The 23,536-nt window shown below is 71.3% G+C and carries 23 protein-coding genes; 7 read left to right on the top strand and 16 right to left on the bottom strand.

From position 1 onward, the window contains the following. Window positions 1–52: 52 nt before the first annotated feature. On the top strand, window positions 53–943 hold the full coding sequence (gene bla / locus ACH4N1_RS02245) for a class A beta-lactamase (protein WP_398094388.1): 891 nt from the start codon (window positions 53–55) through the stop codon (window positions 941–943). A gap of 45 nt (window positions 944–988) precedes the next feature. Here the strand turns inward: bla and ACH4N1_RS02250 are convergent, their stop codons facing one another. From ACH4N1_RS02250 to ACH4N1_RS02275, 6 genes are all read right to left on the bottom strand, one after another. Next, entirely contained in the window at window positions 989–1,972 is a 984-nt protein-coding gene (locus ACH4N1_RS02250) for a DUF6879 family protein (protein ID WP_398093891.1), read from the bottom strand. A gap of 140 nt (window positions 1,973–2,112) precedes the next feature. Beyond that, window positions 2,113–3,078 carry an SCO2521 family protein gene (locus ACH4N1_RS02255; protein WP_398093892.1) on the bottom strand — a complete coding sequence of 322 codons (966 nt, stop codon included), beginning with the start codon at window positions 3,076–3,078 and terminating at the stop codon, window positions 2,113–2,115. A 1-nt stretch (window position 3,079) separates the two neighbouring features. Further along, a complete protein-coding gene (locus ACH4N1_RS02260) occupies window positions 3,080–4,066 on the bottom strand; it encodes an SCO2522 family protein (protein WP_398093893.1) in 987 nt (328 codons plus the stop codon). After that, complete coding sequence (locus ACH4N1_RS02265; protein WP_366057633.1) at window positions 4,063–4,983, bottom strand: SCO2523 family variant P-loop protein; 921 nt, start codon at window positions 4,981–4,983, stop codon at window positions 4,063–4,065. The genes ACH4N1_RS02260 and ACH4N1_RS02265 overlap by 4 nt, the downstream gene beginning before the upstream one ends. A gap of 2 nt (window positions 4,984–4,985) precedes the next feature. Then, window positions 4,986–6,848 (bottom strand): SCO2524 family protein, encoded by a 1,863-nt coding sequence (locus tag ACH4N1_RS02270; protein ID WP_398093895.1) that lies wholly within the window; start codon window positions 6,846–6,848, stop codon window positions 4,986–4,988. A gap of 70 nt (window positions 6,849–6,918) precedes the next feature. Further along, window positions 6,919–7,716, bottom strand: coding sequence for an SCO2525 family SAM-dependent methyltransferase (locus ACH4N1_RS02275; RefSeq protein WP_398093897.1), 798 nt, complete (start codon window positions 7,714–7,716; stop codon window positions 6,919–6,921). A gap of 221 nt (window positions 7,717–7,937) precedes the next feature. Between ACH4N1_RS02275 and ACH4N1_RS02280 the strand changes: the two genes are divergently transcribed. Further along, a complete protein-coding gene (locus ACH4N1_RS02280; protein WP_398093898.1) occupies window positions 7,938–8,378 on the top strand; it encodes a GNAT family N-acetyltransferase in 441 nt (146 codons plus the stop codon). A gap of 123 nt (window positions 8,379–8,501) precedes the next feature. Here the strand turns inward: ACH4N1_RS02280 and ACH4N1_RS02285 are convergent, their stop codons facing one another. Both ACH4N1_RS02285 and leuA read right to left on the bottom strand, forming a co-directional pair. After that, complete coding sequence (locus ACH4N1_RS02285) at window positions 8,502–9,197, bottom strand: TerB family tellurite resistance protein (RefSeq protein ID WP_382784894.1); 696 nt, start codon at window positions 9,195–9,197, stop codon at window positions 8,502–8,504. Between the two features lie 186 nt (window positions 9,198–9,383). After that, complete coding sequence (gene leuA, locus ACH4N1_RS02290) at window positions 9,384–11,105, bottom strand: 2-isopropylmalate synthase (protein ID WP_398093899.1); 1,722 nt, start codon at window positions 11,103–11,105, stop codon at window positions 9,384–9,386. A gap of 319 nt (window positions 11,106–11,424) precedes the next feature. Here leuA and ACH4N1_RS02295 point away from each other — a divergent pair, with 319 nt between their 5' ends. From ACH4N1_RS02295 to ACH4N1_RS02305, 3 genes are read left to right on the top strand one after another with little or no spacing between them, the layout of a single operon-like run. Then, window positions 11,425–12,495 (top strand): M4 family metallopeptidase, encoded by a 1,071-nt coding sequence (locus ACH4N1_RS02295; RefSeq protein WP_398093901.1) that lies wholly within the window; start codon window positions 11,425–11,427, stop codon window positions 12,493–12,495. Between the two features lie 20 nt (window positions 12,496–12,515). After that, window positions 12,516–12,782 carry a protealysin inhibitor emfourin gene (locus ACH4N1_RS02300; RefSeq protein ID WP_398093902.1) on the top strand — a complete coding sequence of 89 codons (267 nt, stop codon included), beginning with the start codon at window positions 12,516–12,518 and terminating at the stop codon, window positions 12,780–12,782. 46 nt (window positions 12,783–12,828) lie between these two features. Further along, entirely contained in the window at window positions 12,829–14,172 is a 1,344-nt protein-coding gene (locus ACH4N1_RS02305) for a GH1 family beta-glucosidase (RefSeq protein WP_398093903.1), read from the top strand. Between the two features lie 67 nt (window positions 14,173–14,239). On the opposite strand, the gene era is transcribed toward ACH4N1_RS02305, so the two are convergent. Beyond that, the gene (gene era / locus ACH4N1_RS02310) at window positions 14,240–15,193 is read right to left on the bottom strand and encodes a GTPase Era (RefSeq protein ID WP_366057623.1); all 954 of its coding nucleotides are present in this window, start codon (window positions 15,191–15,193) and stop codon (window positions 14,240–14,242) included. 174 nt (window positions 15,194–15,367) lie between these two features. Between era and ACH4N1_RS02315 the strand changes: the two genes are divergently transcribed. After that, entirely contained in the window at window positions 15,368–16,678 is a 1,311-nt protein-coding gene (locus ACH4N1_RS02315; protein ID WP_398093904.1) for an ammonium transporter, read from the top strand. After that, window positions 16,675–17,013 (top strand): P-II family nitrogen regulator, encoded by a 339-nt coding sequence (locus ACH4N1_RS02320; protein WP_366057621.1) that lies wholly within the window; start codon window positions 16,675–16,677, stop codon window positions 17,011–17,013. Before ACH4N1_RS02315 ends, ACH4N1_RS02320 begins: the two co-directional genes overlap by 4 nt. Before the next feature lie 94 nt (window positions 17,014–17,107). On the opposite strand, the gene ACH4N1_RS02325 is transcribed toward ACH4N1_RS02320, so the two are convergent. The 7 genes from ACH4N1_RS02325 to ACH4N1_RS02355 all read right to left on the bottom strand — a co-directional run bounded on the left by ACH4N1_RS02325 (window position 17,108) and on the right by ACH4N1_RS02355 (window position 23,496). Continuing rightward, the gene (locus tag ACH4N1_RS02325) at window positions 17,108–17,461 is read right to left on the bottom strand and encodes a cytidine deaminase (RefSeq protein WP_398093905.1); all 354 of its coding nucleotides are present in this window, start codon (window positions 17,459–17,461) and stop codon (window positions 17,108–17,110) included. Window positions 17,462–17,513: 52 nt separating this feature from the next. Further along, the gene (locus tag ACH4N1_RS02330) at window positions 17,514–17,873 is read right to left on the bottom strand and encodes an MmcQ/YjbR family DNA-binding protein (RefSeq protein ID WP_398093906.1); all 360 of its coding nucleotides are present in this window, start codon (window positions 17,871–17,873) and stop codon (window positions 17,514–17,516) included. Beyond that, the gene (locus tag ACH4N1_RS02335; protein WP_398093908.1) at window positions 17,870–19,165 is read right to left on the bottom strand and encodes a hemolysin family protein; all 1,296 of its coding nucleotides are present in this window, start codon (window positions 19,163–19,165) and stop codon (window positions 17,870–17,872) included. Before ACH4N1_RS02335 ends, ACH4N1_RS02330 begins: the two co-directional genes overlap by 4 nt. Continuing rightward, on the bottom strand, window positions 19,162–19,659 hold the full coding sequence (ybeY, locus tag ACH4N1_RS02340) for an rRNA maturation RNase YbeY (protein ID WP_398093910.1): 498 nt from the start codon (window positions 19,657–19,659) through the stop codon (window positions 19,162–19,164). The genes ACH4N1_RS02335 and ybeY overlap by 4 nt, the downstream gene beginning before the upstream one ends. Before the next feature lie 13 nt (window positions 19,660–19,672). After that, window positions 19,673–20,743: a PhoH family protein gene (locus ACH4N1_RS02345; protein ID WP_398093911.1), complete on the bottom strand. Its 1,071-nt coding sequence runs from the start codon at window positions 20,741–20,743 to the stop codon at window positions 19,673–19,675. Between the two features lie 239 nt (window positions 20,744–20,982). Further along, a complete protein-coding gene (locus ACH4N1_RS02350) occupies window positions 20,983–22,104 on the bottom strand; it encodes a carbohydrate kinase family protein (protein ID WP_398093912.1) in 1,122 nt (373 codons plus the stop codon). A 102-nt stretch (window positions 22,105–22,206) separates the two neighbouring features. Then, window positions 22,207–23,496 (bottom strand): glucarate dehydratase family protein, encoded by a 1,290-nt coding sequence (locus ACH4N1_RS02355; RefSeq protein WP_398093913.1) that lies wholly within the window; start codon window positions 23,494–23,496, stop codon window positions 22,207–22,209. Window positions 23,497–23,536: the final 40 nt, after the last annotated feature.

Genomic DNA, 23,536 nt, shown 5'->3' on the forward strand with positions numbered 1-23,536 from the left:
CCCGGAGACCACCGGGTTTCCCCGGCTCAGTCACCGACGGACGGAGAGAACGATCTTAAGCTCGACGAACCGCCGCACCCTGCTCACCACCGCGGGCGCCCTCACCGCGGCCTCCCTGCTGGGCGCCGGTCCGGCGCGGGCCGCCGACGGCGCCGGACCCGTGGCGGCCCGCCTGCGCGCCCTGGAGGAGGCGCACGGCGCCCGCCTCGGCGTCTTCGCGCACAACGTGCGCACCGGGCGTTCCGTGCGCCACCGCGCCGGCGAACGCTTCCCCGTCTGCTCCCTGTTCAAGGTCCTCGCGGTCGCCGCCGTGCTCCGCGACCTGGACCGGGACGGCGAGGTCCTGGCCCGCCGCATCCACTTCACCGGCGACGACGTGGTGGAGAACTCGCCCGTCACGAAGGACCACGTGGCCGACGGCATGACCGTGGCCGAGCTGTGCGACGCGGCGATCCGCCGCAGCGACAACACGGCCGCCAACCTGCTGCTGCGCGAGCTGGGCGGCCCGGCCGCCGTCACCCGCTTCGCCCGGTCGATCGGGGACCGGGTCACCCGGCTCGACCGGTGGGAGCCGGAGCTGAACTCGGCCGAGCCGTGGCGGGTGACGGACACCACGACCCCGTACGCGATCGGCCGCTCCTACGCCCGGCTGGTGCTGGGCGACGCGCTGGCGCCCGGCGACCGGCGGCGGCTGACGGACTGGATGCTCGCCAACCGCACCAGCGACAACCGCTTCCGGGCCGGCCTGCCGCCCACCTGGACGCTCGCGGACAAGACCGGCGGCGGCTGGTACGGCGCCAACAACGACGCCGGGATCGCCTGGACGCCCGACGGCGCACCCGTCGTGCTGGTCGTGCAGGTCACGATGCCGGACCGGGAGGCCGCCTACGACCACGACCTGATCGTGGAGACGACGAGGCTGCTGGCGGCGACGCTCGGCTGAGACGCCGCCACCGGCACCGCCCCGGGGGCGGGCCCGGACGGCGCGTCAGTCACCGTCCGGGTCGGCCCCCGGGGTCAGCACGGGCACGGTGTCGGGCGTGCCGTTCGGGGAGATCTCCGCGGAGGCGTCCCACAGCTGGTCGAAGCGCCGGATCAGCGGCTGCACCTCGTCCGCGCGGGCGTTCACCGTGGTCGAGGAGTTCACGCTGAGCTGGTCGGCGTGGATCTCGTACGACAGCGCCCCGTCGAAGACGATCCAGTCGATCATCTTGCCGCGCCGCAGATGGGCGGGGAGCTGTTCCAGCACCACCACCCGGACCTGGATGCCGATCTGGCGCTGCTCCTCGCAGATGGGGGCCAGCGCGGAGCGCTCCCGGGGTTCCTTGACGATGAACAGCCGCCGTACGGTGACACCCCGCTCGGTGATCGCCTCGCGCTGGGCGGTGAGATAGCGGCTCGCGGGTTCGCTGGACCAGAAGCCGTCGTCGACGACGCTGGTGCTGATGGCGTCGATGCTGCTCCTGGTGCACTTGGTCAGCGTCATCAGCCAGTCGTGGTTCTCGCCCGGCGTCTCGGCGGTGAGGTTGGTGAGGTCCTCCATCTGCGCGGCGAGGCGGTTGATCTCCTCGTGCGCGAACTCGTGCAGGATGCCGGGTCCCATGGAGACGACCTTGGTGGCGTGTTCGGCGAGCCGGGGCACCCCGTCGCCGCGCAGCTTCTCCACCTCGTTGAAGAGTTTGGTGGCCTCGCCTATGTCGGCGAAGCGCTTCTCCACGACGTCCTTCAGTTCGCTGAGCTGGTTCACGAAGGACGCCATGAACTGCACGATCAGGACCGTGCCGCCGCACAGCACGGACAGGACGAGCTGCCAGGGACCTTCCTCCTTCGGCAGCAGGACGTTGGTGAGGACGTAGACCACTCCGCCCACCACTACGGTGACCAGGAGTTTCAGCGTGAGCTGACGTGCGCTGTCGTTGTCGGACCGCCGCTGCTGGCCGCTTCGGAAGTACGAGTCCGTCGGTGCGCTCATCTCTCTTTCTCCCCCCGTTGGGATCGTGCGTCGAGTTGTGCGTCGGATGATGCTCGGACAGGTTCGGACAGGTGTCGTGCCGTGGGACGTGGCCCCGTGGAACCCGGTGCCGTGGGGCGTGGTGCCGTGCGGTGCCGCCGTCAGGACGGGGTCAGCGCGTCGCTCCGGGTGAGGAGACGTACGGCGAGCTGGTCCCGGATGCGCTGGGCCAGGCTCGTCCACTGTCTGCTGAAGCCCGGTGTCTCCTCCAGTTCCCGCCACAGGGTGTGCAGGCCGCGGTCGACGCGGGCCTGCGGCATCCACAGGTGCAGCAGGTGGTCGACGAGCGGGCGCAGCACCTTCAGTGCGGCCCGGCCGTCGTCGGAGCCGAGCCGCAGGCCGTCGAGCTTGTCGGCGACCGTGGTGAGCAGCCAGTCGTGCAGGGCGAGGTCCTCGCAGAGCGCGGCCGCCGCGGCGGGTGCGGTCCCGCGGGGCAGCCGCAGCTCGACGATCCGCCGGCCGTCGTCGGCGACGGTGAAGTGCGGGGCGGCCGCCTCGCCGTCGGCGGCCGGCAGGGCGGCCCAGCGCAGGCTGGTGTCGGTGGTGTTGAGCGGGGTGTCGTAGTCGAGCAGCCGGTGCTGGCGGGAGATCCGGGCGAGGAGGCTCTCGGCGACCGAGCCGACGTCCAGTTCGTCCTGCCGGTGTCCGGTCAGGAAGCCCTTGACCACGGCCGGCGCGGAGAGCTTGCCGACGGGCACGAGGACGCCGGGGCGGACCAGGTAGTAGCCCCAGGGCTGCCGCCGGTCGGGGCCGCGGGCGGGGACGCAGAAGTGGGCGGTGGCCTGGAGGACGCGGCCCTCGACGAGGGCGGCGCGGGCGGTCACCGTGCCGACGGCCCGGATCCTGGCGCCGCCGGCGGTGGGCAGCCGGCAGTCGACGCCGGTGAGGACGTCCGGGGAGACGGCGTGCCGGTTGGGGCGGCGGGAGAGCCGGACGCGTTCGTCGGCGCGCAGCCGCAGCAGTTGTTCGGCGGCCCGCTCGTCGACCGCGTCCCGGGTGGGCAGCAGGCAGGTGCGGACCTCCCCGCAGGCGAGGACCGGCTCCGTGGACTCCTGCGGGCCGCTCATGTCACAGCCCCGGCGGGAAGACGTAGGAGGTGCGGTCCACTACGCCCGCGGGGACGGGCCGGCCCTCCGCGGCGGACCGCTCGGCGACCTGCCGTAACGCCTCGGACTCGACGTGGACCTGGTCGAGGACGACGCGGACGGCGTGTTCGACGGGCAGGAAGCGGGCCGGGAGGATGCTGCAGGTGGCGTACGCGGCGAAGGGCGCGGCCAGGGGGTTGAGGCGTACCACCGGCGGCAGGGCGTCCCAGTCGGCGGGGAACTCCTTGTCGTCCCAGGGCTCGGGGGTCAGCACGGCCCGGCCGTCGTGGCGCAGCAGGCCGAGCCGGACGAGTTGCCAGACGGAGGCGAGGAAGGCGCAGGACCAGAGGCGTTCGTCCTCGGGTCCGCTCCACAGTTCGACGTCGACGAAGACGGAGTGGCCGCGGGCGCCGGTCTCGCTGGGCGGCTCCCAGACGGTGCCGGTGGCGTCGAGGGCGGCGGAGGTGCGGTGCGAGGGGGTGCGCCGGCCGTTGGTGAGCCAGCCGGAGCGGCTGACGGGCGGGCGGAAGCCGTTGCTGCCGGGCGGCGGGGACTCCACCAGCCGGTGCAGGACGGACTCGGCGAGTCCGGCGCGGTCGCGGTGGCCGGGTTCGGCGGCGGCGCAGCCGGACTCGCGGGCCAGGTAGTCGATGCTCAGGCCGGCCTCGGCGGCGGCCGCCAGCAGGGGCGGTACGAGTTCGGCGGGGGTGGACAGCCGGCTGAAGTAGTCGTCGACGAGGAAACAGGTGCTGATCCGCGGCCGTGCGCCGGCCGGCAGGGGGCCGACGCAGGCGCGGGCGGCGTCCACCCAGGGCCGTACGGCGGCGAAGTGGCGGCGCAGCCGGGCGGGGCCCTCGGCGAAGTCCTCCATGTACAGGTGGCCGAGTTCGAGGGAGAGGTGGGAGAACGGCACGGATTCGGTGCGCGGCTGTGCGCTGGTCTCCCGGAAGACGGTTCCCGGTCCGGTCACAGCTGCCCCCAGTGCTTGTCCTCGGTCAGGCGCTGGGCGAGTTCGCCCATCTTCTGCCAGGTCTCCACGTTGGCGATGCGCCGGTCGTGCACGTCCTCGTCGGTGATGAGCCGCTCCTGCCACTGGAGGACGGGTTCCAGCGGAATGGACGACAGGACGCGGGTCCTGCCGATACCGAGACCGGCCGCGGTTTCCTCCAGTTGGGTGTCGCACTGCCGCATCCACGCGTACTGCGCGGGCGAGGCCTGCGACCACATCGGCGAGTCGAGATCGGGTACGGCGGCGCGGACGAAGCGGATCGAGGCGGAAAGCGCGTCGGTGTCGTGCCCCATGGCGACGCCTGCCTTCACAATGCCCTGTTTCCCGTACACGAGTTCGGCGGCGGCCATGACGTGCTGGCGGGTCCAGCGGTGATAGACGAGCCAGCGCGTTTTCAGGCGGCCGAGTCCGCCGCGGGGCGAGGTGGCGGCGAGAGCGAGGTCCATCGCATAACTGCGTCCGGCGCTCAAGTCCACGATGATGACGTCGAATTCGCGTTTCAGCCGCAGGACGAGATCGACGCAGCGGTGCAGGTTCTCCTCGTCGGTGACGAATTCGCCGCCGGTGCGGTCGCCGGGCAGCAGGACGAGCCGGCCCGATCCGCCGGGCCGGCTGCGCAGCACGGGGTGCTCGGTGCGCGACCAGACGTCGACGCGCAGGGGTTCGGCGGTCTTGCCCTTGAGGTAGGAGTGCAGGCCGCGGTCCTCGGCCTCGGAGAGGACGTCGGGCAGGTCGAACACGGCGGCCGCGGTGGGCGAGCCGAAGTCGAAGTCCAGGTAGCAGACGTCGTCCCCGTCCAGCGCGCGGTGGTAGGCGAGGTTGGCGCTGGTCACGGACCGGCCGGTGCCTCCCTTGTCGGAGGCGGCGAACACGAGCACGCTCACACCCCCTGGTGGCCGGAGCCGCCGCGGGCCCGGGAGAGGGTGTCCAGCCGGCCGAGGACGCCGAGGGCCAGCGCGTAGGCGGTGCCGGGCTGTTCGTCGACGAGCAGGCGGGCCCGGCGCAGGTCGGCCTCGATGCCCTTGACCTCCTCGCCCTGGGGGCTCTTGGGGGCGGGCGCGGGCTGCTGCATCTGCTCCTTGCCGAAGAGATGCGCCGACTCGCTGATCAACGCCCTGGCCAGCAGCGACAGTTCGGCGCTGCGGATGGGCGGCTGGTCGTAGAGGCCGTGCGCGGCGACCATGCACTCGGTGACCCGCTCGGTCATGCTCCAGGACACCGGGCCCTGGCGTTCGGGGGACTCGGGGTAGACGGCGTGCACGTTGTCCCAGAGGCCGACGCCCCGTCCCTCGCTGATGCGGCGCTGCCAGAGGTGGTCGAGGATGTCCTCGGCGAGCCGCAGCAGGCGGTCCTGGGAGGCGATGTTCCTCGACAGCGAGCAGAGCTGGACGGTCCGTTTGAGCAACTGGGCGGAGAAGTCGGTCATCGTCCACTTCATGGGCGGGCCGACGGCCCCGCTGCCCAGCAGGGGCAGGGTGACACCGGGGTTGTGCAGGCCGACCGCGGGGTCGTCGCGGGTCATGCCGCTGGTGATCCGGCCGCGTTCGGCGAGGCGTTCCATGACGGCGACGGTGCGGGTGAGGTCGTCGTCGGTGGCGCGGCGGCGTACCAGGTCGTGGACGAGGATGGAGGCGACGGAGAGGGAGAAGTACTCCGACTCCAGTTGCTGGAGGGTGGTGCGCCAGGGGATCTGCTCCAGCGGCCAGGTGCCGTCGCCGAAGCGGGCGATGGCCGACCAGTACTGCTGGGTGATCTCCCAGCGCAGTCGCAGCGCGTCGGCGAGCTTCTGCTGTTCGGCGGTGAGCAGGCCGAGGACGAGGGTGCGCTCGGAGAACAGGTCGGGGATGCCGTCGAGGGCGACGACGGTGAAGTACAGGTAGGGCGTGGGGTGGGCGACGCCGGCGGGCTGTTTGCCGATCGCCTCGGCGGTCGCCGGTTCCACCTGGATGTCGGGCGCGCCCTTCACCAGGCTCCATGCCCAGCCGCACTCGAAGAGGCGGTTCTCGTTGCGCAGCGCGTCGGTGACGTCGGAGTCGAGACCGAGGGTGACGCTCTCGCTGATGACGGCGCGCAGGGCCTTGAAGCGCTCCTGGAAGCGCTGGAGGACCTGCCGTTCGGAGAGCCGGCCCTGGCCGAGGAGGCGGGTCAGGGACTGCCCCTGGTCGGAGGCGACGTCGACGACGTTGACGGTGAAGGAGCGCAGCAGGCTCACCATGGCGGCGGTGAGCCGGGCGCTGGTGGCGTCCCGGAGCCGGTCGATCTGCTGCAGGGTGCTCGCCCGCTGGGTCTTGCCCCGGTAGACCTTGAGGAAGCCGAGGGTGGCGAGGCAGAGGGTGACGGACATGGAGTAGCTGTCGACCACCCCCAGGGCCCGCTGTTCCTTGGTGAGTTCCTGCTGCGGGTCCTCGGCGGCGAAGTAGTGGCCGCCGGAGAAGGTGGGGCTCTCCTCGCCGCGGTGCTTCTCCATGAAGTCGGCGAGGACCTCGACCAGGTTCCCGGGGATCTCACTGGAGTCGCCCGCGGTCCTCAGCGCCCGTTCCACGTCCCGCTGGGTGGTGTCGGGGTCGTCGAGGCGGAAGGCGGTGATCTCGGTGGCCGGGTACAGCAGGCAGAGCAGCCGCTCGGCGTCGGCGACGCTGCTCAGGCCGCCCGACTCCCCCCACTCCCACTCACCGTCGTCGAAGGAGTGGCGGGCGACGGCCTGCCACACCTCGAGCAGGTTCTGTCTCGGCTTGATCTGCATGCCCATTCCCCTCGCACAGGCCCGTCACCACACGATCCACATGTTCACCCCGTCGTGGAACCGCGGGACGTCACTTTTTCCTTCGCCGGCCGCAGGCCAGAATCATTCCGGTGTATCCGTGGCGCACCAGTTGCTTCGGGTTGTCCAGGCAGAAGACCTTCATGTCCGTTTCGGCGAACGGGGCGAGAACGGTGCGCACCTCCACCTCGTCGATATCGCGGGCGGGAAACTCCTGCACGCCCACGCGATAGCCCTCGGAATGTTCCATGAAAGCGGCGGCGAAAGGCGCGCCGGGTTTCAGGGACTTCATGAAACAGCCCACACCCCGCCGGAATTCTTCGAGCGAGGTGGTGATGGATTCCGCGACGAAGAACATGGTGCCGATGTCCCAGGCGGGCTTTTCGCCGCAGAGGTCGAAGAGACTGCCGGGCCTGGGGGCGCGGACCGCTTTCCGGAAGTGCGCCCTGGGGTCGGCGCCGAGGCCCGCGTAAACCGCGCCCTCGCCGTGCGCGCCGCTCGTGAGGACCTCCCAGAACTGGTCCCAGTGGGCGTCGTAGCCGGAGAGCTGGCCGCGGAGGTAGTCGAGGTTCCGCTCGGACCGCTCGAGGAGCGTGATCCGGCCGCACCAGGGGAGCATCGCCAGGGCCGGATAGAGGTTGGGCCCCGCACCCACGTCGATACCGGCGCCGCCGCGACCGCCGTGCTTCTCGAAGTGATCATTGAAGTGATCTCGGACCCGAGTGAGGATCGCCCTGTCCACGGGCTGGATCTCCAGGTAATTCCGCTTGATGTACTCATCGGGATCGAAGGCGTCCCAGGGCACATCGGCATTCAGCTTTTCGGTGGCGGTGGGCGGTCCCGAGGTCATTGGTTCAGCCTAGCAGGGCGACGCACTCTTGAAGAAGTGCGTGCATCGGGCAATGATGGACGGTCGGGTATGCATATCGGACAAGAGCGAGCACGCGCGCCATTCATTTCGTCGATCCTTCACAAGGGGACTGCATGACTCCTCTTCCCCGTGTTCCCCGAGATCGTTCCCGGTCGGTCGCCGGTTCGACAGTGGGCCAGGCGTCCCAGGAAAGGCGCCCAGTGATCAGAGCGGCCACGGAGGAGGATCTCCCCCGCATCGTCCGGCTCGACGAGGAGGCCTTCCCGACCGCCCCGTACCCCTACTTCGTGCTGCGCCAACTGCTGGCCTCGTTCCCGGACTTCGTGTTCGTCGTGGACATGGGCGAGGACCTGGGCGGATACGTGCTGTCGACGCCGCCGGACGCGGCGCGGAGCTGGATCCTCAGCCTCGGCATCTCCCCGCCGCTGCAACGCCAGGGACTCGGACGGCAGTTGATGACGCGGATCCTCGCCCATCTCCGCACCCGGGGCGTGCACGGCGTCACGCTCTCGGTGGAGCCGCGCAACGACACGGCGATCGCGCTGTACCGGTCCCTGGGCTTCGCCCCCGACCCCGGCGGACCCCGACCGGACTACTTCGGCCCCGGCGAGGACCGCCTCCTCATGACGCTCACCCTGTGAGCCCTTCGAGTGGCGTACGAGTCACCCGGCGTGGTGCGTACGAGTCGCCCGGCGTGGTGCGTGCGGGGCCGTCCTGCGGACCGGGCGGGCGGCCGACGGGGCCGTGCCACTCCCGCGGGAGCGTCAGGACGGCGTCCGGGCCGCCGCCAGCAGCCGGGTGACGTCGTCCGCGCGGAGGGCGAGGGCCGTGCCGACGGTGGCGAGGACCTCGCGTTCGGCGGGGGTGTAGGGGCCGTCGGCGAGGGCGATGCGGGCGCCCTGGAGCAGGAGGGACTCGCGGCCGACGGGGGCGAGGTGCGGGGCGAGCGGGCCGAGGGCCTCGTGCAGCTCTATGGCCAGGCCGGGGGTGCAGGGTTCGCCGTGGACGCGGCCGGTGTCGGCGGCGAGGGCGTCGACGAGGGCGGCGAGCTGCTCGCGGGTGCAGTCCGGGAAGCCGGCCGCGCGCACCGCGACCGCGGCCGTCTCCAGGGACGTACGGGCGCAGGGGCCGCCGGCCGAGAGGACCGCGAGGGCGACGGTGTGGACGGCGTCGCGGAGCATCGCGGAGAAGCGGGTGGTGGTGGGGTGGTCGAGGGTGTCGGTGCCGAAGTGGCGGCGGCAGGCGGCGCATTCGACGACGGGGCCGGTCTCGCCGCGCGGCAGCACGGGTACGCCCAGCAGGGTGAAGCGGCGTCGGCCGGTGAGCCGCTGGTAGTTGCGGTCGCCACCGCAGCCGGGGCAGAAGAACTCGCCGTCCCCGACGGGGGTCCAGGCGGTGCGGTGGCCCAGCACGCGGGCCAGCCCGGTGGCACGGCCGTCTCGTCCCCGTTCTGGCAGCACGTCGCACCTCCGTAACCGCGTGGCAACATCGCCGCGCGCTTTCGTGATGTTAGCCACATCGTCGAGGCGGAGTCAGCACCCGGGACGAGACCTTTCCGTGACCTCCACGGACGGATGGCCGATATACGACGCGGCCCCGGCCGCCGGGAACGGCGGCCGGGGCTGCGGAACTCCCCGTGGGGATGATCAGCGCGTCGCGCGGTTGACGGCGGAGACGACCGCCTTCAGCGAGGCACGCGTGGTGTTGGCGTCGATGCCGATGCCCCACAGGACCTTGTCGCCGATCGCGCACTCGATGTACGAGGCGGCCTGCGCGGAGGCGCCCTCGCTCATCGTGTGCTCCTGGTAGTCCAGCAGGCGTACGTCGACGCCGATGGATTCCAGGGCGTCGAAGAAGGCCGAGATCGGACCGTTGCCCGAGCCGGACAGGACGGTCTCCTCGCCGTCGACGACCGCGTCCACGGTGAGGGTGTCCACGCCGTCGGTGTCGGTGGTCGACTGGCCGTTGCGCACCTGGATGCGGCCCCACGGGTTCTCGGGGTTGGGCAGGTACTCGTCCTGGAAGGTGGCCCAGATGTCGCCGCCGGTGACCTCGCCGCCCTCGGCGTCCGTCTTGGCCTGGATGATCTTCGAGAACTCGATCTGCATCCGGCGCGGCAGGTCCAGCTTGTGGTCGTTCTTCAGGACGTAGGCGATGCCGCCCTTGCCGGACTGCGAGTTGACGCGGATGACGGCCTCGTAGGAGCGGCCGACGTCCTTCGGGTCGATCGGCAGGTACGGGACGGCCCACTCGATGTCGTCGACGGTGACGCCCTTGGCGGCCGCGTCGGCCTCCATGGCGTCGAAGCCCTTCTTGATGGCGTCCTGGTGGGAGCCGGAGAAGGACGTGTAGACCAGGTCGCCCACGTACGGGTGGCGCGGGTGGACCTCCATCTGGTTGCAGTACTCCCACGTACGACGGATCTCGTCGATGTCGGAGAAGTCGATCTGCGGGTCGACGCCCTGCGAGAACAGGTTCATGCCCAGGGTGACCAGGTCGACGTTGCCGGTGCGCTCGCCCTGCCCGAACAGGCAGCCCTCGACGCGGTCGGCGCCGGCCATCAGCGCCAGTTCGGCGGCGGCGACGGCGGTGCCGCGGTCGTTGTGCGGGTGGACCGAGATGCAGACGTGCTCGCGGCGGGAGATGTTGCGGCTCATCCACTCGAAGCGGTCGGCGTGCGTGGAGGGGGTCGAACGCTCCACGGTGGCGGGCAGGTTGAGGATGATCTCGCGGCCCGGGCCGGGCTGGTAGACGTCCATCACCGCCTCGCAGACCTCCAGCGCGAAGTCCAGCTCGGTGTCGGTGAAGATCTCGGGGCTGTACTGGTAGCCGAACTCGGTCTCGGGGCCCAGCAGTTTCTCCGCGTACTCCATCACCAGGCGGGTGCCGTCGACGGCGATCTGCTTGATGTCGTCCTTGGAGCCGCGGAACACCACCCGGCGGAAGACCGGCGCGGTCGCGTTGTACAGGTGGACGGTGGCGCGCCGGGCGCCCTTCAGGGACTCCACGGTCCGCTCGATCAGGTCCTCGCGGGCCTGGGTCAGGACGGAGATCGTGACGTCGTCCGGGATCGCGCCCTCTTCCTCGATGATCGAGCGCACGAAGTCGAAGTCGGTCTGGCCGGAGGCGGGGAAGCCGACCTCGATCTCCTTGTAGCCCATCGCGACCAGCTGGTCGAACATCCGGCGCTTGCGCTCGGGCGACATCGGGTCGATCAGGGCCTGGTTGCCGTCGCGCAGGTCCGTGGAGAGCCAGCGGGGGGCGACGGTGATCCGCTGGTCCGGCCAGGTGCGGTCGGGGATGTCGACCTGCTCGTACTGCCCGTACTTGTGGATCGGCATGGTGCTGGGCTGCTGGCGGTTCGCCATCTATGCGGGGCTCCTCAGGATGTCCGGAAGGACGGCCGACGACGCAACGCGAAGCTCCGCGGGGAGGGAGTCGGCCTCGACTACAGGCCCTCGCCGCGGCAGCTAAGGAGAAGCAGCCCGAAACGCATAGTGCTCCGCACTTTAGCCGAGCCCCACGGGACGCGCGGGGCCGTTCCAGTATGCGGGACCGGGCGGACCAATCGGGCAAAAAGTGCCGTATACCACTCGCGAGCGCGGATCGAGGTCGTTTGTCACCGTATTTCACCAATCATGGTTGCAGGTGGTGACAGCACGGTCACACGGTGCGAAGGTGCCGGACATGACGACTCACGGGGGCTTCGAGCCCGTCTTCTGCACCGTCGTACCGCCCCACGTCCTCGACCGCCTGGCGCGCAGCGACGACCCCGCACGGTCCGGACCCGCTCGGCGCACCCTGCTGCGCGACAGCGAACTGCGCGCGCGGCGCCGCGTGACCAGCGAGTTCCGCCTCGCGACCGCCCCGGCCGCCGAGGCACCCTCGGACCAGCCGCTGCGCACGGTCCACGACGCCGGGCACGGCACCGCGCTGCCCGGCACCAAGGTCCGCGGCGAGGGCGAGGAACCGGGCCGGGACGCCACGGTGAACCGCGCCTACGCCGGTCTCGGCGCCACCTTCGAGCACTTCCTCACGGTGTACGGCCGCCACTCGATCGACGGCGACGGCCTGCCCCTGAACGCCACCGTCCACTACGACGAGGACTACAACAACGCCTTCTGGAACGGCGAGCAGATGGTGTTCGGCGACGGCGACGGCGAGATCTTCCTCGACTTCACCGGCTCCCTCGACGTGATCGGCCACGAACTCACCCACGGCGTCACCCAGTACACGGCGAACCTCACCTACTACGGCCAGCCGGGCGCCCTCAACGAGTCGATGTCCGACGTCTTCGGCGTGCTCGTCAAGCAGTACGCGCTGGGCCAGACCGCCGCCGAGGCCGACTGGCTGATCGGCGCCGAGCTGCTCGCCCCGGACGTGTCCGGTCGGGCCCTGCGCTCCATGAAGGCGCCCGGCACCGCGTACGACGACGACGTGCTCGGCAAGGACCCGCAGCCCGCGACCATGGACGACTACGTGCGCACCGGCCGCGACAACGGCGGCGTCCACATCAACTCGGGCATCCCCAACCACGCGTTCTACCTGGCCGCCACCGCCCTCGGCGGCTTCGCCTGGGAGAAGGCCGGCCAGATCTGGTACGACGTGCTGACCGGCGGCGAGCTGTCGGAGAGGGCGTTCTTCACCGACTTCGCGAAGCTCACCGTGAAGGCCGCGCGCGAGCGCTTCGGCGACGGCGGCGAGGAGTTCCAGGCCGTGGAGAAGGCGTGGGAGCGGGTGGGGGTGCGGATCCCGTAGATCCGTACTAGACACGTCCCATGCGGATTCACGTACGACGCACGGGCGGCTTCGCGGGCATCGAGCGCGCCGCCGAGGTGGACACCTCGGGGCGGCCCGATGCTCGCGCCTGGGAGGCCCTGGCCGGGCAGGCGCTGACGGACGGCCACCGGTCCCGCCCGGCCGGGGTCCCCGACGGGTTCGGCTACGAGATCACGGTGGACGGCGCGACGGTGTACGCGGCCGACCCCCGGCTCACCCCGGAGCAGCGCGAGCTGATCTCGCGCGTGCTGAAGGAGGGTGCGTAACAGCCGTTTCCCGCGCGGGCGTTGACTTCCGTCGCCGGCGGTACGGATGATCGCGCCCATGGCGACCGACACGCACGGGACGACGCACCCGATCCCCCGGTTCCCGGCCGGCTTCCTGTGGGGTGTCTCGACCTCCGCCCACCAGATCGAGGGCGCGGCGGACACGCGCGAGGCGTCCGTGTGGGACGTCTTCACGGCCGGACCGGGACGGGTCGCGGACGGCTCCACGGCCGCGGTGGCCTGCGACCACTACCACCGCCACACCGAGGACGTGGCGCTCCTGTCCGGCCTGGGCGTGAACGCGTACCGCTTCTCGATCTCCTGGCCGCGGGTGAACTCCCCCGGCGGCCTCGACTTCTACGACCGGCTGGTGGACGAGCTGCTGGCGGCCGGCGTGCGCCCGGTGCCGACCCTCTTCCACTGGGACCTGCCGGCCCGGCTGGACTGGCTGGAACGGGACACCGCGCACCGCTTCGCCGCGTACGTCTCCCTGGTCGCGGACCGCCTCGGTGACCGCGTCCACCGGTGGATCACCCTCAACGAGCCCGCCGAACACACCCTGCTGGGCCATGCCCTGGGCACCCACGCCCCCGGCCGGCAGCTGATGTTCGACGCGCTGCCGGTCGCCCACCACCAGCTCCTCGCCCACGGCCTGGCCGTCCGGGCACTGCGGGCGGCGGGCGCCCGGGACGTCGGCATCGCCAACTCCCACGGCCCCACGTGGCCCGCCTCCCGGGAACCCGCCGACCAGGAGGCCGCCGCCTTCTACGACGTCCTGCTGAACCGGCTCTTCGCGGACCCCCTCCTGCTCGGCGAATACCCCGAGGGGCTGGGCGAGTCGATGCCGGGTGACGTGGCGGCCGACCTGAAGGTCATCGCCGAACCCCTCGACTTCTACGGCGTCAACTACTACGCCCCCACCCGCGTCGGCGCCCCGCAGGGCACCGAGATCGAGTTCGGCGGCGTCCGCATCCCGGCGGGACTCCCCTTCACCGTCCGGCAGATCGAGGGCGTCCCGGTCACCGACTTCGGCTGGCCCGTGGTGCCCGAGGGCCTGACCGAACTCCTGACCGGCTTCGCCGGACGCTACGGCGACCGCCTCCCGCCGGTCGTCATCACCGAGAACGGGTGCAGTTGTCCCGGCGTCGACGACCAGGACCGCATCGCCTACCTCGACGGTCACCTGCGCGCCCTGCACCGGGCGATGGAGGCGGGCGTGGACGTGCGCGGCTACTTCGTGTGGTCGCTGCTGGACAACTTCGAGTGGGCGCAGGGCTACGAACGCCGCTTCGGCCTGGTCCACGTGGACTTCTCCGACCCCGGCGCGCTGAAGCGCACCCCCAAGGCCTCCTACCACTGGCTGCGGGACGTCCTGCGGGCCCAGAGGTGACGAGGGCCCGCCCCGGCAGCGCCCGGACGTCCCGGACGCCTCGCGAGCCCTGACCGCCCCGGAACCCCTAGAACCCCAGCTTGCGCAGCTGCTTCGGATCCCGCTGCCAGTCCTTGGCGACCTTCACGTGCAGGTCCAGGAAGACGGCCGTCCCGAGGAGTGCCTCGATCTGCTTGCGGGACTTGATGCCGACGTCCTTCAGGCGCTTGCCCTTCGGGCCGATGATGATGCCCTTCTGGCTGGGGCGCTCGATGTAGATGTTCGCGTGGATGTCGAGGAGCGGCTTGTCCGCGGGGCGGTCCTCGCGCGGGAGCATCTCCTCCACGACCACCGCGATGGAGTGCGGCAGCTCGTCGCGGACGCCCTCCAGGGCCGCCTCGCGGATCAGCTCGGCGACCATCACCTGCTCCGGCTCGTCCGTCAGGTCGCCCTCGGGGTAGAGCGGCGGGCTCTCGGGCATCATCGGGATCAGCAGGTCGGCGAGCAGCTCGACCTGCTGGTCGCCGACGGCGGAGACGGGCACGATCTCGGCCCACTCGATGCCCAGTTCCCTGCCGAGCTGGTCGATCGCGATCAGCTGTTCGGCGAGCGCCTTGGAGTCGACGAGATCGGTCTTCGTCACGACCGCGACCTTCGGCGTCCGCTTGATCCCGGCCAGCTCCTTGGCGATGAACCGGTCGCCGGGGCCCAGCTTCTCGTTGGCCGGCAGGCAGAAGCCGATGACGTCGACCTCGGCCCAGGTGGTGCGCACGACGTCGTTGAGCCGCTCGCCCAGCAGGGTGCGCGGCTTGTGGAGCCCCGGGGTGTCCACGAGGATCAGCTGCGCGTCCGGCCGGTGCACGATGCCCCGCACCGTGTGCCGGGTGGTCTGCGGACGGTTGGAGGTGATCGCCACCTTCTTCCCGACCAGAGCGTTCGTGAGGGTGGACTTGCCCGCGTTGGGGCGGCCGACGAAACAGGCGAAACCGGCCCGGTGGGCGGCCTCGGCCGGCTGTTCGGATGACTGGGTACGAACGCTCATGCCGCCCATTCTCCCTGATCCACGAAGCCCTGCCGTACAACCGCCCGAGAGCGCCCCCGGACGTGAGCGTCCGGAAACCCGCGGGCAATGAAACCTCGCGGAAACACACCCGTACACGCCCGGAAACGCGTGCCCGTGACCCTCTGACGAGCCCCCGCACCGTTGGAGACGACCGTGACCCTCGCCGCCGCCCGGATCGACACCGGCGACACCGCCTGGCTGCTCGCCGCCACCGCCCTCGTCCTGCTGATGACACCGGGCCTCGCCCTGTTCTACGGCGGCATGGTCCGCACGAAGAGCGTCCTCAACATGCTGATGATGAGCTTCGTGTCGATCGCACTGGTCACCGTGGTGTGGCTGGCCGCCGGATACTCCCTCGCCTTCGGACCCGACGCCGGCGGCGGCCTCATCGGCACCCTGGAGCACGCCGGGATGGCCGGTCTCGGCCCGGACAGCGTGCAGGGCACCGTGCCGACCCTGCTGTTCGCCACCTTCCAGCTCACGTTCGCGATCATCACGGCCGCCCTGATCAGCGGCGCGATCGCGGACCGCGCGAAGTTCGGGGCCTGGCTGGTCTTCGTGCCCCTCTGGGCGCTCCTCGTATACGTTCCCGTCGCGCACTGGGTGTGGGGCCCGGACGGCTGGATCCTGAGCCGCCTCGGAGCGCTCGACTTCGCCGGCGGCCTCCCCGTGGAGATCACCTCGGGCGCCTCCGGCCTGGCCCTGTGCCTGGTCCTCGGCCCGCGCCTCGGCTTCAAGAAGGACGCCATGCGTCCGCACAACCTCCCCATGGTCGTCCTGGGCGCGGGCCTGCTCTGGTTCGGCTGGTTCGGCTTCAACGCGGGCTCCGCCCTCGGCGCGAACGGTCTGGCGGCCGCCGCCTTCCTCAACACGCTGGCCGCCGGCTGCACCGGCCTGCTGGGCTGGCTGTTCGTCGAGCAGAAGCGCGACGGGCACCCCACGACCCTGGGCGCGGCCTCCGGCGCCGTCGCGGGCCTGGTCGCCATCACCCCGTCCTGCGGCTCGGTCTCCCTGCTCGGCGCCCTGGTCGTCGGCCTCGCCGCCGGCGTCGTCTGCTCCTACGCCGTGAGCTGGAAGTTCCGGTTCGACTACGACGACTCCCTCGACGTGGTCGGTGTCCACCTGGTCGGCGGGATCATCGGCACCCTCCTCATCGGCGTCTTCGCCGTCGAGTCGATGACCGGCGGCCCCCGGGGCCTGCTCGACGGCGGCGGCCTCGCCCAGCTCGGCAAGCAGCTCGTGGCCGTCCTCGCCGTCGGCGGGTACGCCTTCCTCGTCACGTACGGCATCGCCCGGGTGCTCCACCGGACGCTGGGGCTGCGGGCCGACGAGGAGCACGAGCACACCGGCCTGGACCTTACGGTGCACGCCGAGACCGCATACGATCACGGCGTCCTCGGCCACGGCGCCCCGGTCGGCGCGTCCTCCGTCCCCTCCGCTCAGAAGGTCAAGCCCCAGGCATGAAGCTCATCACCGCGATCGTGAAGCCGTACCGTCTCGACGAGGTCAAGACCGCTCTCCAGGAACTGGGCGTGCACGGTCTGACCGTCACCGAGGCGAGCGGCTACGGCCGGCAGCGCGGCCACACCGAGGTGTACCGCGGGGCCGAGTACCAGGTCGACCTCGTCCCGAAGGTCCGGATCGAGGTCGTCGTCGAGGACGCGGACTCCGAGGCCGTCATCGACGCGATCGTCAGGGCCGCGCAGACGGGGAAGATCGGCGACGGAAAGGTGTGGGCCGTGCCGGTCGAGACGGTCGTGCGGGTCCGGACCGGCGAGCGCGGCCCCGACGCGCTCTGACCGGCCCCCGGTCCGGTCGGGGTGCGCCCGCCGGAATCCGGTGAGCCGGACGCGCCGTCCGGGCGGCGGCCCGCAACCGCCGCGGACGTGTGCCTCAGCCGGCCAGGACGCTGAGCCGCACCGTCCCGTCGGGCGCGGCCACCAGCAACGGTGTCCCCGGCCCGCCCAGGTCCCCCACCGCGGCCAGGTCCGCCGCGGCGGCGCCCTCCGCGGACGTCACCACCGCCGCCGCCTCCAGCGACTCGGCCCCCGACGCCACCGCCATCGCCACCGCCGTCTGCACCGCGCTCAGCTTCAGCGACGGCAGGTCCACCGTCCCGGCGACGTAGGTGCGTCCCGTCTCGTCCCGTACGGCGGCCCCCTCGGCCACACCGTTGCGGGCCCGCGCCGAACGGGCCAGGGTGACGATCTTGCGGTCCTCGGGACCAAGCGCGTTGATGTCGGTCATGCCCCGAGCATACGAACAGGCCGGCGCGGCGGACGCCCAGGGTCGGGGTGTCTCAGGGCCGGTCGAGGCGGAGCCGCTCCGCACGCGGCAGACCGGCCACCACCAGGTCGTAGGAGTCCTCGACCAGCTCCCGGACCACCCGGTCCGGGAGGCCGCCGTCGACGGTCACCGTGTTCCAGTGCCGCTTGTTCATGTGATGGCCCGGGGCGATCAGGCCGGGGTGCTCCCCGCGCAGCCGGATCGCGTCCTCCGGGTCGCACTTGAGGTTCACCTTCAGGGGCTTCGCGTCCAGGCTCGTCAGCGCGAAGAGCCTGCCCCCGACCTTGAAGACCGAGATCTCCGGACGGAACGGGAAGTCCTCCACCACCGCCTCGAACGACAGGCAGAGGTCGCGCAGCTCCCCCGGGGTCACGCCGCCTCCTCGTCCCCCGGCGGGTCCACCGGCTCCACCAGCACCGTCACGATCTTGTTCCGGCGGCCGGCGGCGGCCTCCGCGGTCAGCCGCAGGGCACGGCCGTCGGGCAGGTCGACGGTCGAGGAGGCACCGGCGATCGGCACCCGGCCCAGCGCCTTCGCGAGCAGTCCGCCGACGGTCTCCACGTCCTCGTCGTCGTACTCCTCCAGGCCGTACAGCTCGCCGAGGTCCGTGATGTCGAGGCGCGCGGTGACCCGGTAGCGGTCCTCGCCCAGTTCCTCCACGGGCGGGAGCTCGCGGTCGTACTCGTCGGTGATCTCCCCGACGATCTCCTCGAGGATGTCCTCGATGGTGACGATGCCCGCGGTGCCGCCGTACTCGTCGATGACCACGGCGACGTGGTTGCGCTCCTGCTGCATCTCGCGCAGCAGGTCGCCGGCGTTCTTGGTGTCGGGGACGAACGCGGCGGGCCGCATCGCCGTCGACACCAGGTCGCTCTCCGAGTCCCGGCTGATGTGCGTCCTGCGGACCAGGTCCTTGAGGTACACGATCCCGACGATGTCGTCCTCGCTCTCCCCGGTGACGGGTATCCGCGAGAAGCCGGAGCGCAGTGCCAGGGTGAGGGCCTGACGGATCGTCTTGTACCGCTCGATGACGACGAGATCGGTCCTGGGCACCATGACCTCGCGCACGAGCGTGTCGCCCAGCTCGAAGACCGAGTGCACCATCCGGCGCTCGTCGTCCTCGATCAGCGACTCCTTCTCCGCGAGGTCGACCAGCGCGCGCAGCTCCGCCTCGGAGGCGAACGGGCCGCGCCGGAAGCCCTTGCCCGGCGTGAGCGCGTTGCCGATGAGGATCAGCAGCGACGGGATCGGGCCCATGATCCGCGCCAGCGGCAGCAGCACGTACGCGGCCGCCGTCGCCGTGTTCAGCGGGTGCTGGCGGCCGATGGTGCGCGGGGAGACGCCCACCGCGACGTACGACACCAGGACCATCACGCCGATCGCGGCCAGCAGCGCGGGCGTCGTGCCGTCGATCGTCTTCAGGCAGGCGTGGGTGACCAGTGCGGCCGCCGCCATCTCGCAGACCACGCGGACCAGCAGCGCCACGTTGAGGTAGCGGGTCGGGTCGGCCGCGACCTGCGCCAGCTTCGCGCTGCCGCGCCGCCCGGAGCGGACGGCCTCCTCGGCACGGAAACTGGAGACGCGCGCGAGGCCCGCCTCCGCGCAGGCGGCGAGCCACGCCACGACGACCAGGGCGACGGCACCGGCGACGAGGGGAAGGCTCATGACACGGTCGGGGCCGGGGACGGGCCGGTGTGGCCCTTCTCCGCGCGCCAGCCGTCCACGATGGCCGCCTGGAGGCCGAACATCTCGGCCTTCTCGTCGGGCTCCTCGTGGTCGTAGCCCAGCAGGTGCAGCACGCCGTGGACGGTGAGCAGCTGGAGCTCCTCGTTCATGGAGTGCCGCGTCGGCGCTTCCTCCCCCTGCTTCTTCGCGACCTCGGGGCACAGCACGATGTCGCCGAGCAGTCCCTGCGGGGGCTCGTCGTCGTCCTTCGACGGCGGACGCAGCTCGTCCATCGGGAAGGACATGACGTCCGTCGGCCCCGGCAGGTCCATCCACTGGATGTGCAGCTGCTCCATGGCGTCGGCGTCCACGACGATCACCGACAGCTCGGAGAGCGGGTGGATGCGCATCCGCGCGAGCGCGTAGCGGGCGATGTCGAGGATCGCCTGCTCGTCGACCTCGGTTCCGGACTCGTTGTTGACGTCGATCGACATGGTGGTGCTCGGTCTACTTCCCCTTGTGCCCGGACTTGCCCCGGCCGCCCTTGTGCGTGCCGTTCTCCGTGCCGTGCGTGTCGTCGTACTTCTCGTACGCGTCGACGATACGGCCCACCAGCTTGTGCCGTACGACGTCCTGGGACGACAGCCGGGAGAAGTGGACGTCCTCCACGCCCTCCAGGATGTCCTGGACCTGGCGGAGCCCGGATTTGGTGCCGCTCGGCAGGTCGACCTGCGTCACGTCACCGGTGATCACGATCTTCGAGTCGAAGCCGAGCCGGGTGAGGAACATCTTCATCTGCTCGGGGCTCGTGTTCTGGGCCTCGTCCAGGATGATGAAAGCATCATTGAGGGTCCGGCCCCTCATGTACGCCAGCGGCGCCACCTCGATCGTGCCCGCGGCCATCAGCTTCGGGATCGAGTCCGGGTCGAGCATGTCGTGGAGGGCGTCGTACAGCGGGCGCAGGTAGGGGTCGATCTTCTCGTAGAGGGTGCCGGGGAGGAAGCCGAGGCGTTCGCCGGCCTCGACCGCCGGGCGGGTCAGGATGATGCGGTTGACCTGCTTGGACTGGAGCGCCTGGACGGCCTTGGCCATCGCCAGGTACGTCTTGCCGGTGCCGGCGGGGCCGATGCCGAAGACGATCGTGTGCTTGTCGATCGCGTCGACGTACCGCTTCTGGTTGAGGGTCTTGGGTCTGATCGTGCGACCGCGCGAGGACAGGATGTTCTGCGTCAGAACCTCGGCCGGGGTCTCCTGGCCGTCGTTCGTCCCGTTCTCACTCGCCCGCAGCATGGCGATCGAGCGTTCCACTGCGTCCTCCGTCATCGGCTGCCCGGTGCGGAGCACCAGCATCATCTCGTCGAACAGGCGCTGGACCATGGCGACTTCCCGCGGGTCGCCGACCGCGCTGATCTCATTGCCCCGGACATGGATGTCGGCCGCCGGGAAAGCCGTCTCGATCACGCGCAGAAGGGAATCTCCGGACCCCAGCACGGTCACCATGGGGTGCTGGGCGGGAACGGTGAACTGTGCTCTCGCCTCGCCCTGCGCGGGCGTGTGAGCTGTCGGTGTCTGAGTCATAGGCCGGCCCGAAGGCCTCTACGTCCTCCCGGATACGACTCGCCTGCCACGAGGGCGGCCTGGCGATTTCCAGGGTACGCCAGGGGGCTGACAACGCCGTAGGGCTTTTCGAACAAGGGGCGGCCCGCGGCCGGGGTCCCGGGCGGGCGGTGTCCCGGCTGGGGTCTTTCGTTTGGATCAGGCCGGATCAGGGTGCGGTGCCAGGGCCTGCGAGCCCGGCATGATCCAAACGAGAGACCCTAGGCCGAGCGGCCGAACCCGATGGTGGGGACCGCTCGGCGGCGGGGCCACGGGGTGACCTCCCGGGTGGGCAGCAGGTCCTCCAGGAACGCGTACCGCCGCAGTGCCTCCGGGTTCTGGGTCTCCACCGACTGCACGCGGCGCCACCAGGCGGCGACCTCGGACCAGCCGGGCGCGGACAGCGAGCCGCCGAACTCCTGGACGGACAGGGCGGCGGTCAGGCCGGCGAAGGCCAGGCGGTCCGCGAGCGGCCATGCGGCCAGCGTGCCCGTGACGAAACCGGCGACGAAGACGTCCCCCGCGCCGGTGGGGTCGAGTGCCTCGACGGCGATCGCGGGGACCTCCGCGGTCTCGCCCGTGCGGCCGTCCGCGGCACAGGCGCCCTCGGCGCCGAGGGTGACGACCGCGAGCGGTACGTGCTCGGTGAGGGCGCGGGCCGCGGCGCGCGGGCAGGTGACGCCCGTGTAGCGCATGGCTTCCTGCGCGTTGGGCAGGAAGGCCTCGCAGTGCTCCAGGTCGGCCAGGCCCGCCAGGTCCCAGGCGCCCGTGTCGTCCCAGCCGACGTCCGCGAAGACGCGGGTGCCCCGGCTCGCCGCCTGCGCGATCCAGGGGTCGCGCCTGCCGGGGACGAGGGAGGCCACGGCGGCCCTGGCGTGCGGCGGGGAGGCGGGGGCGGGCTCCTCCGGGGGCGGTTCGTGGCCGTGGGAGACCATCGTGCGTTCGCCCTCGTACGCCATCGAGACGGTGACCGGGGAGTGCCAGCCGGGGACCGTGCGGGACGTGGTCAGGTCGATGCCCTCGCCCTGTTCGAGGGTGTCCCAGCAGTACTCGCCGTAGTGGTCGTCGCCGAAGGCGGCGGCGAGGGCGGTCCGCAGGCCCAGGCGGGCCAGGGCGGTGGCCATGTTGGCCACGCCGCCGGGGCTGGAGCCCATGCCGCGGGCCCAGGACTCGGTGCCGCGGACGGGGGCGGAGTCCAGGCCGGTGAAGATGATGTCGAGGAAGACGGCGCCGGTGAGGTAGACGTCCCAGGGCGGGTCCGTCGGGGTGCGCCGGGCGGCCAGGGGGTCCACCTGGGCCTGGCGCGGGTGTCGGTGGTGTCCCTCTCCGGTGGACGCGGTCACGGTGTGCTCCCTGACGTGGTGCCGATCCGGCCAGTGTGCACCACGTCGGGGACGACGCGTCGGCGTCGGGGGCGGGGTGTCGCCGGGGCGGCCGGCGGGCCGTCACCAGCGGGGGACGGCGGGGGTCGTCCAGGCCGGGGTCGCCACGCGCATCGCCGCCTCGTCGTCCCGGTCGCGGTAGGTGCCCTTGTCGTCGAGCCAGCGCCGGTGGAGGTGCTGGAGGCGGTCGCGGTCGAGTTCGACGCCCAGGCCCGGGGTGTCGGGGACGGTGACCTTGCCGTCGGTGAAGGCGAGGCGTTCGGTGAGGACGTCCTCGGACTGCCAGGGGTAGTGGGAGTCGCAGGCGTGGTGGAGGTCGGGGACGGTGGCGGCGACGTGGGTCATGGCGGCGAGGCTGATGCCGAGGTGGGTGTTGGAGTGCATGGACACGCCGACGCCGAAGGTGCGGCAGATCGCGGCCAGGTGCTGGGTGTTGCGCAGACCGCCCCAGTAGTGGTGGTCGGAGAGGACGACCTGGACGGCGTCGCGGGCGAAGGCCTCCCGGATCTCGGCGAACGTCGTCACGCACATGTTGGTGGCGAGCGGTACGCCGGTTCCGGCCGCCACTTCGGCCATGGCGGGGGTGCCGAGCGCGGGGTCCTCCAGGTATTCGAGGACGTCCTCGAGTTCCCGGGCCACGCGCAGTGAGGTCGCGACGCTCCAGGCGCCGTTGGGGTCCAGGCGGAGGGGGTGGCCGGGGAAGGCCTCGGCGAGGGCGCGTACGGCGGCGATCTCCTCGTCGGGCGGGAAGACGCCGCCCTTGAGCTTGAAGGAGGTGAAGCCGTACCGCTCCTTGAACGTGCGGGCCTGCGCGACGATGCCGGCCGGGTCGACCGCCGCGCCCCAGTCGTCCTTCTCGTGGGGCACTTCCCGGGGGTGGTCGGCCCACTTGTAGAAGAGGTAGGCGCTGTACTCGACGGCGTCGCGGACCTTGCCGCCGAGCAGGCTGTGCACCGGCAGGCCGAGGGTCTTGCCGAGGGCGTCCAGGCAGGCGACCTCGAAGGCGGAGACCACCGACAGGCGCAGTTTGTCGGCCGTCTGGACGCCCCGCAGGCCGCCGACGTCCACCTGGTCGGAGACGCGGGAGCGGTCCACGTCCATCTCGTCCCCGAGGGTGAACAGGGCGTTCAGGTCGCTGACCGGCCGGCCGACGAGTTTGTTCGCGTAGGGGCGGGCCAGGTCGAGGTACTTGGTGTCGCCGTAGGTCTCGCCCAGGCCCGTGACGCCGTCCGCCGTGACGATCTCCACGATGAGGCGCGGGGTGTACGGCTGGTGCACGCCCTGGGTGTTGAGGAGGGGCGGGTCGGCGATCAGGATCGGTGTCAGCCGTACGTCCGTGACGGTGAGGTCCACCCGGCCATCTCCCTGTGTGAAAGTCGTCCACGTATGAAGA

Source organism: Streptomyces sp. NPDC017202, from assembly GCF_044331705.1.
Classification (GTDB): domain Bacteria; phylum Actinomycetota; class Actinomycetes; order Streptomycetales; family Streptomycetaceae; genus Streptomyces.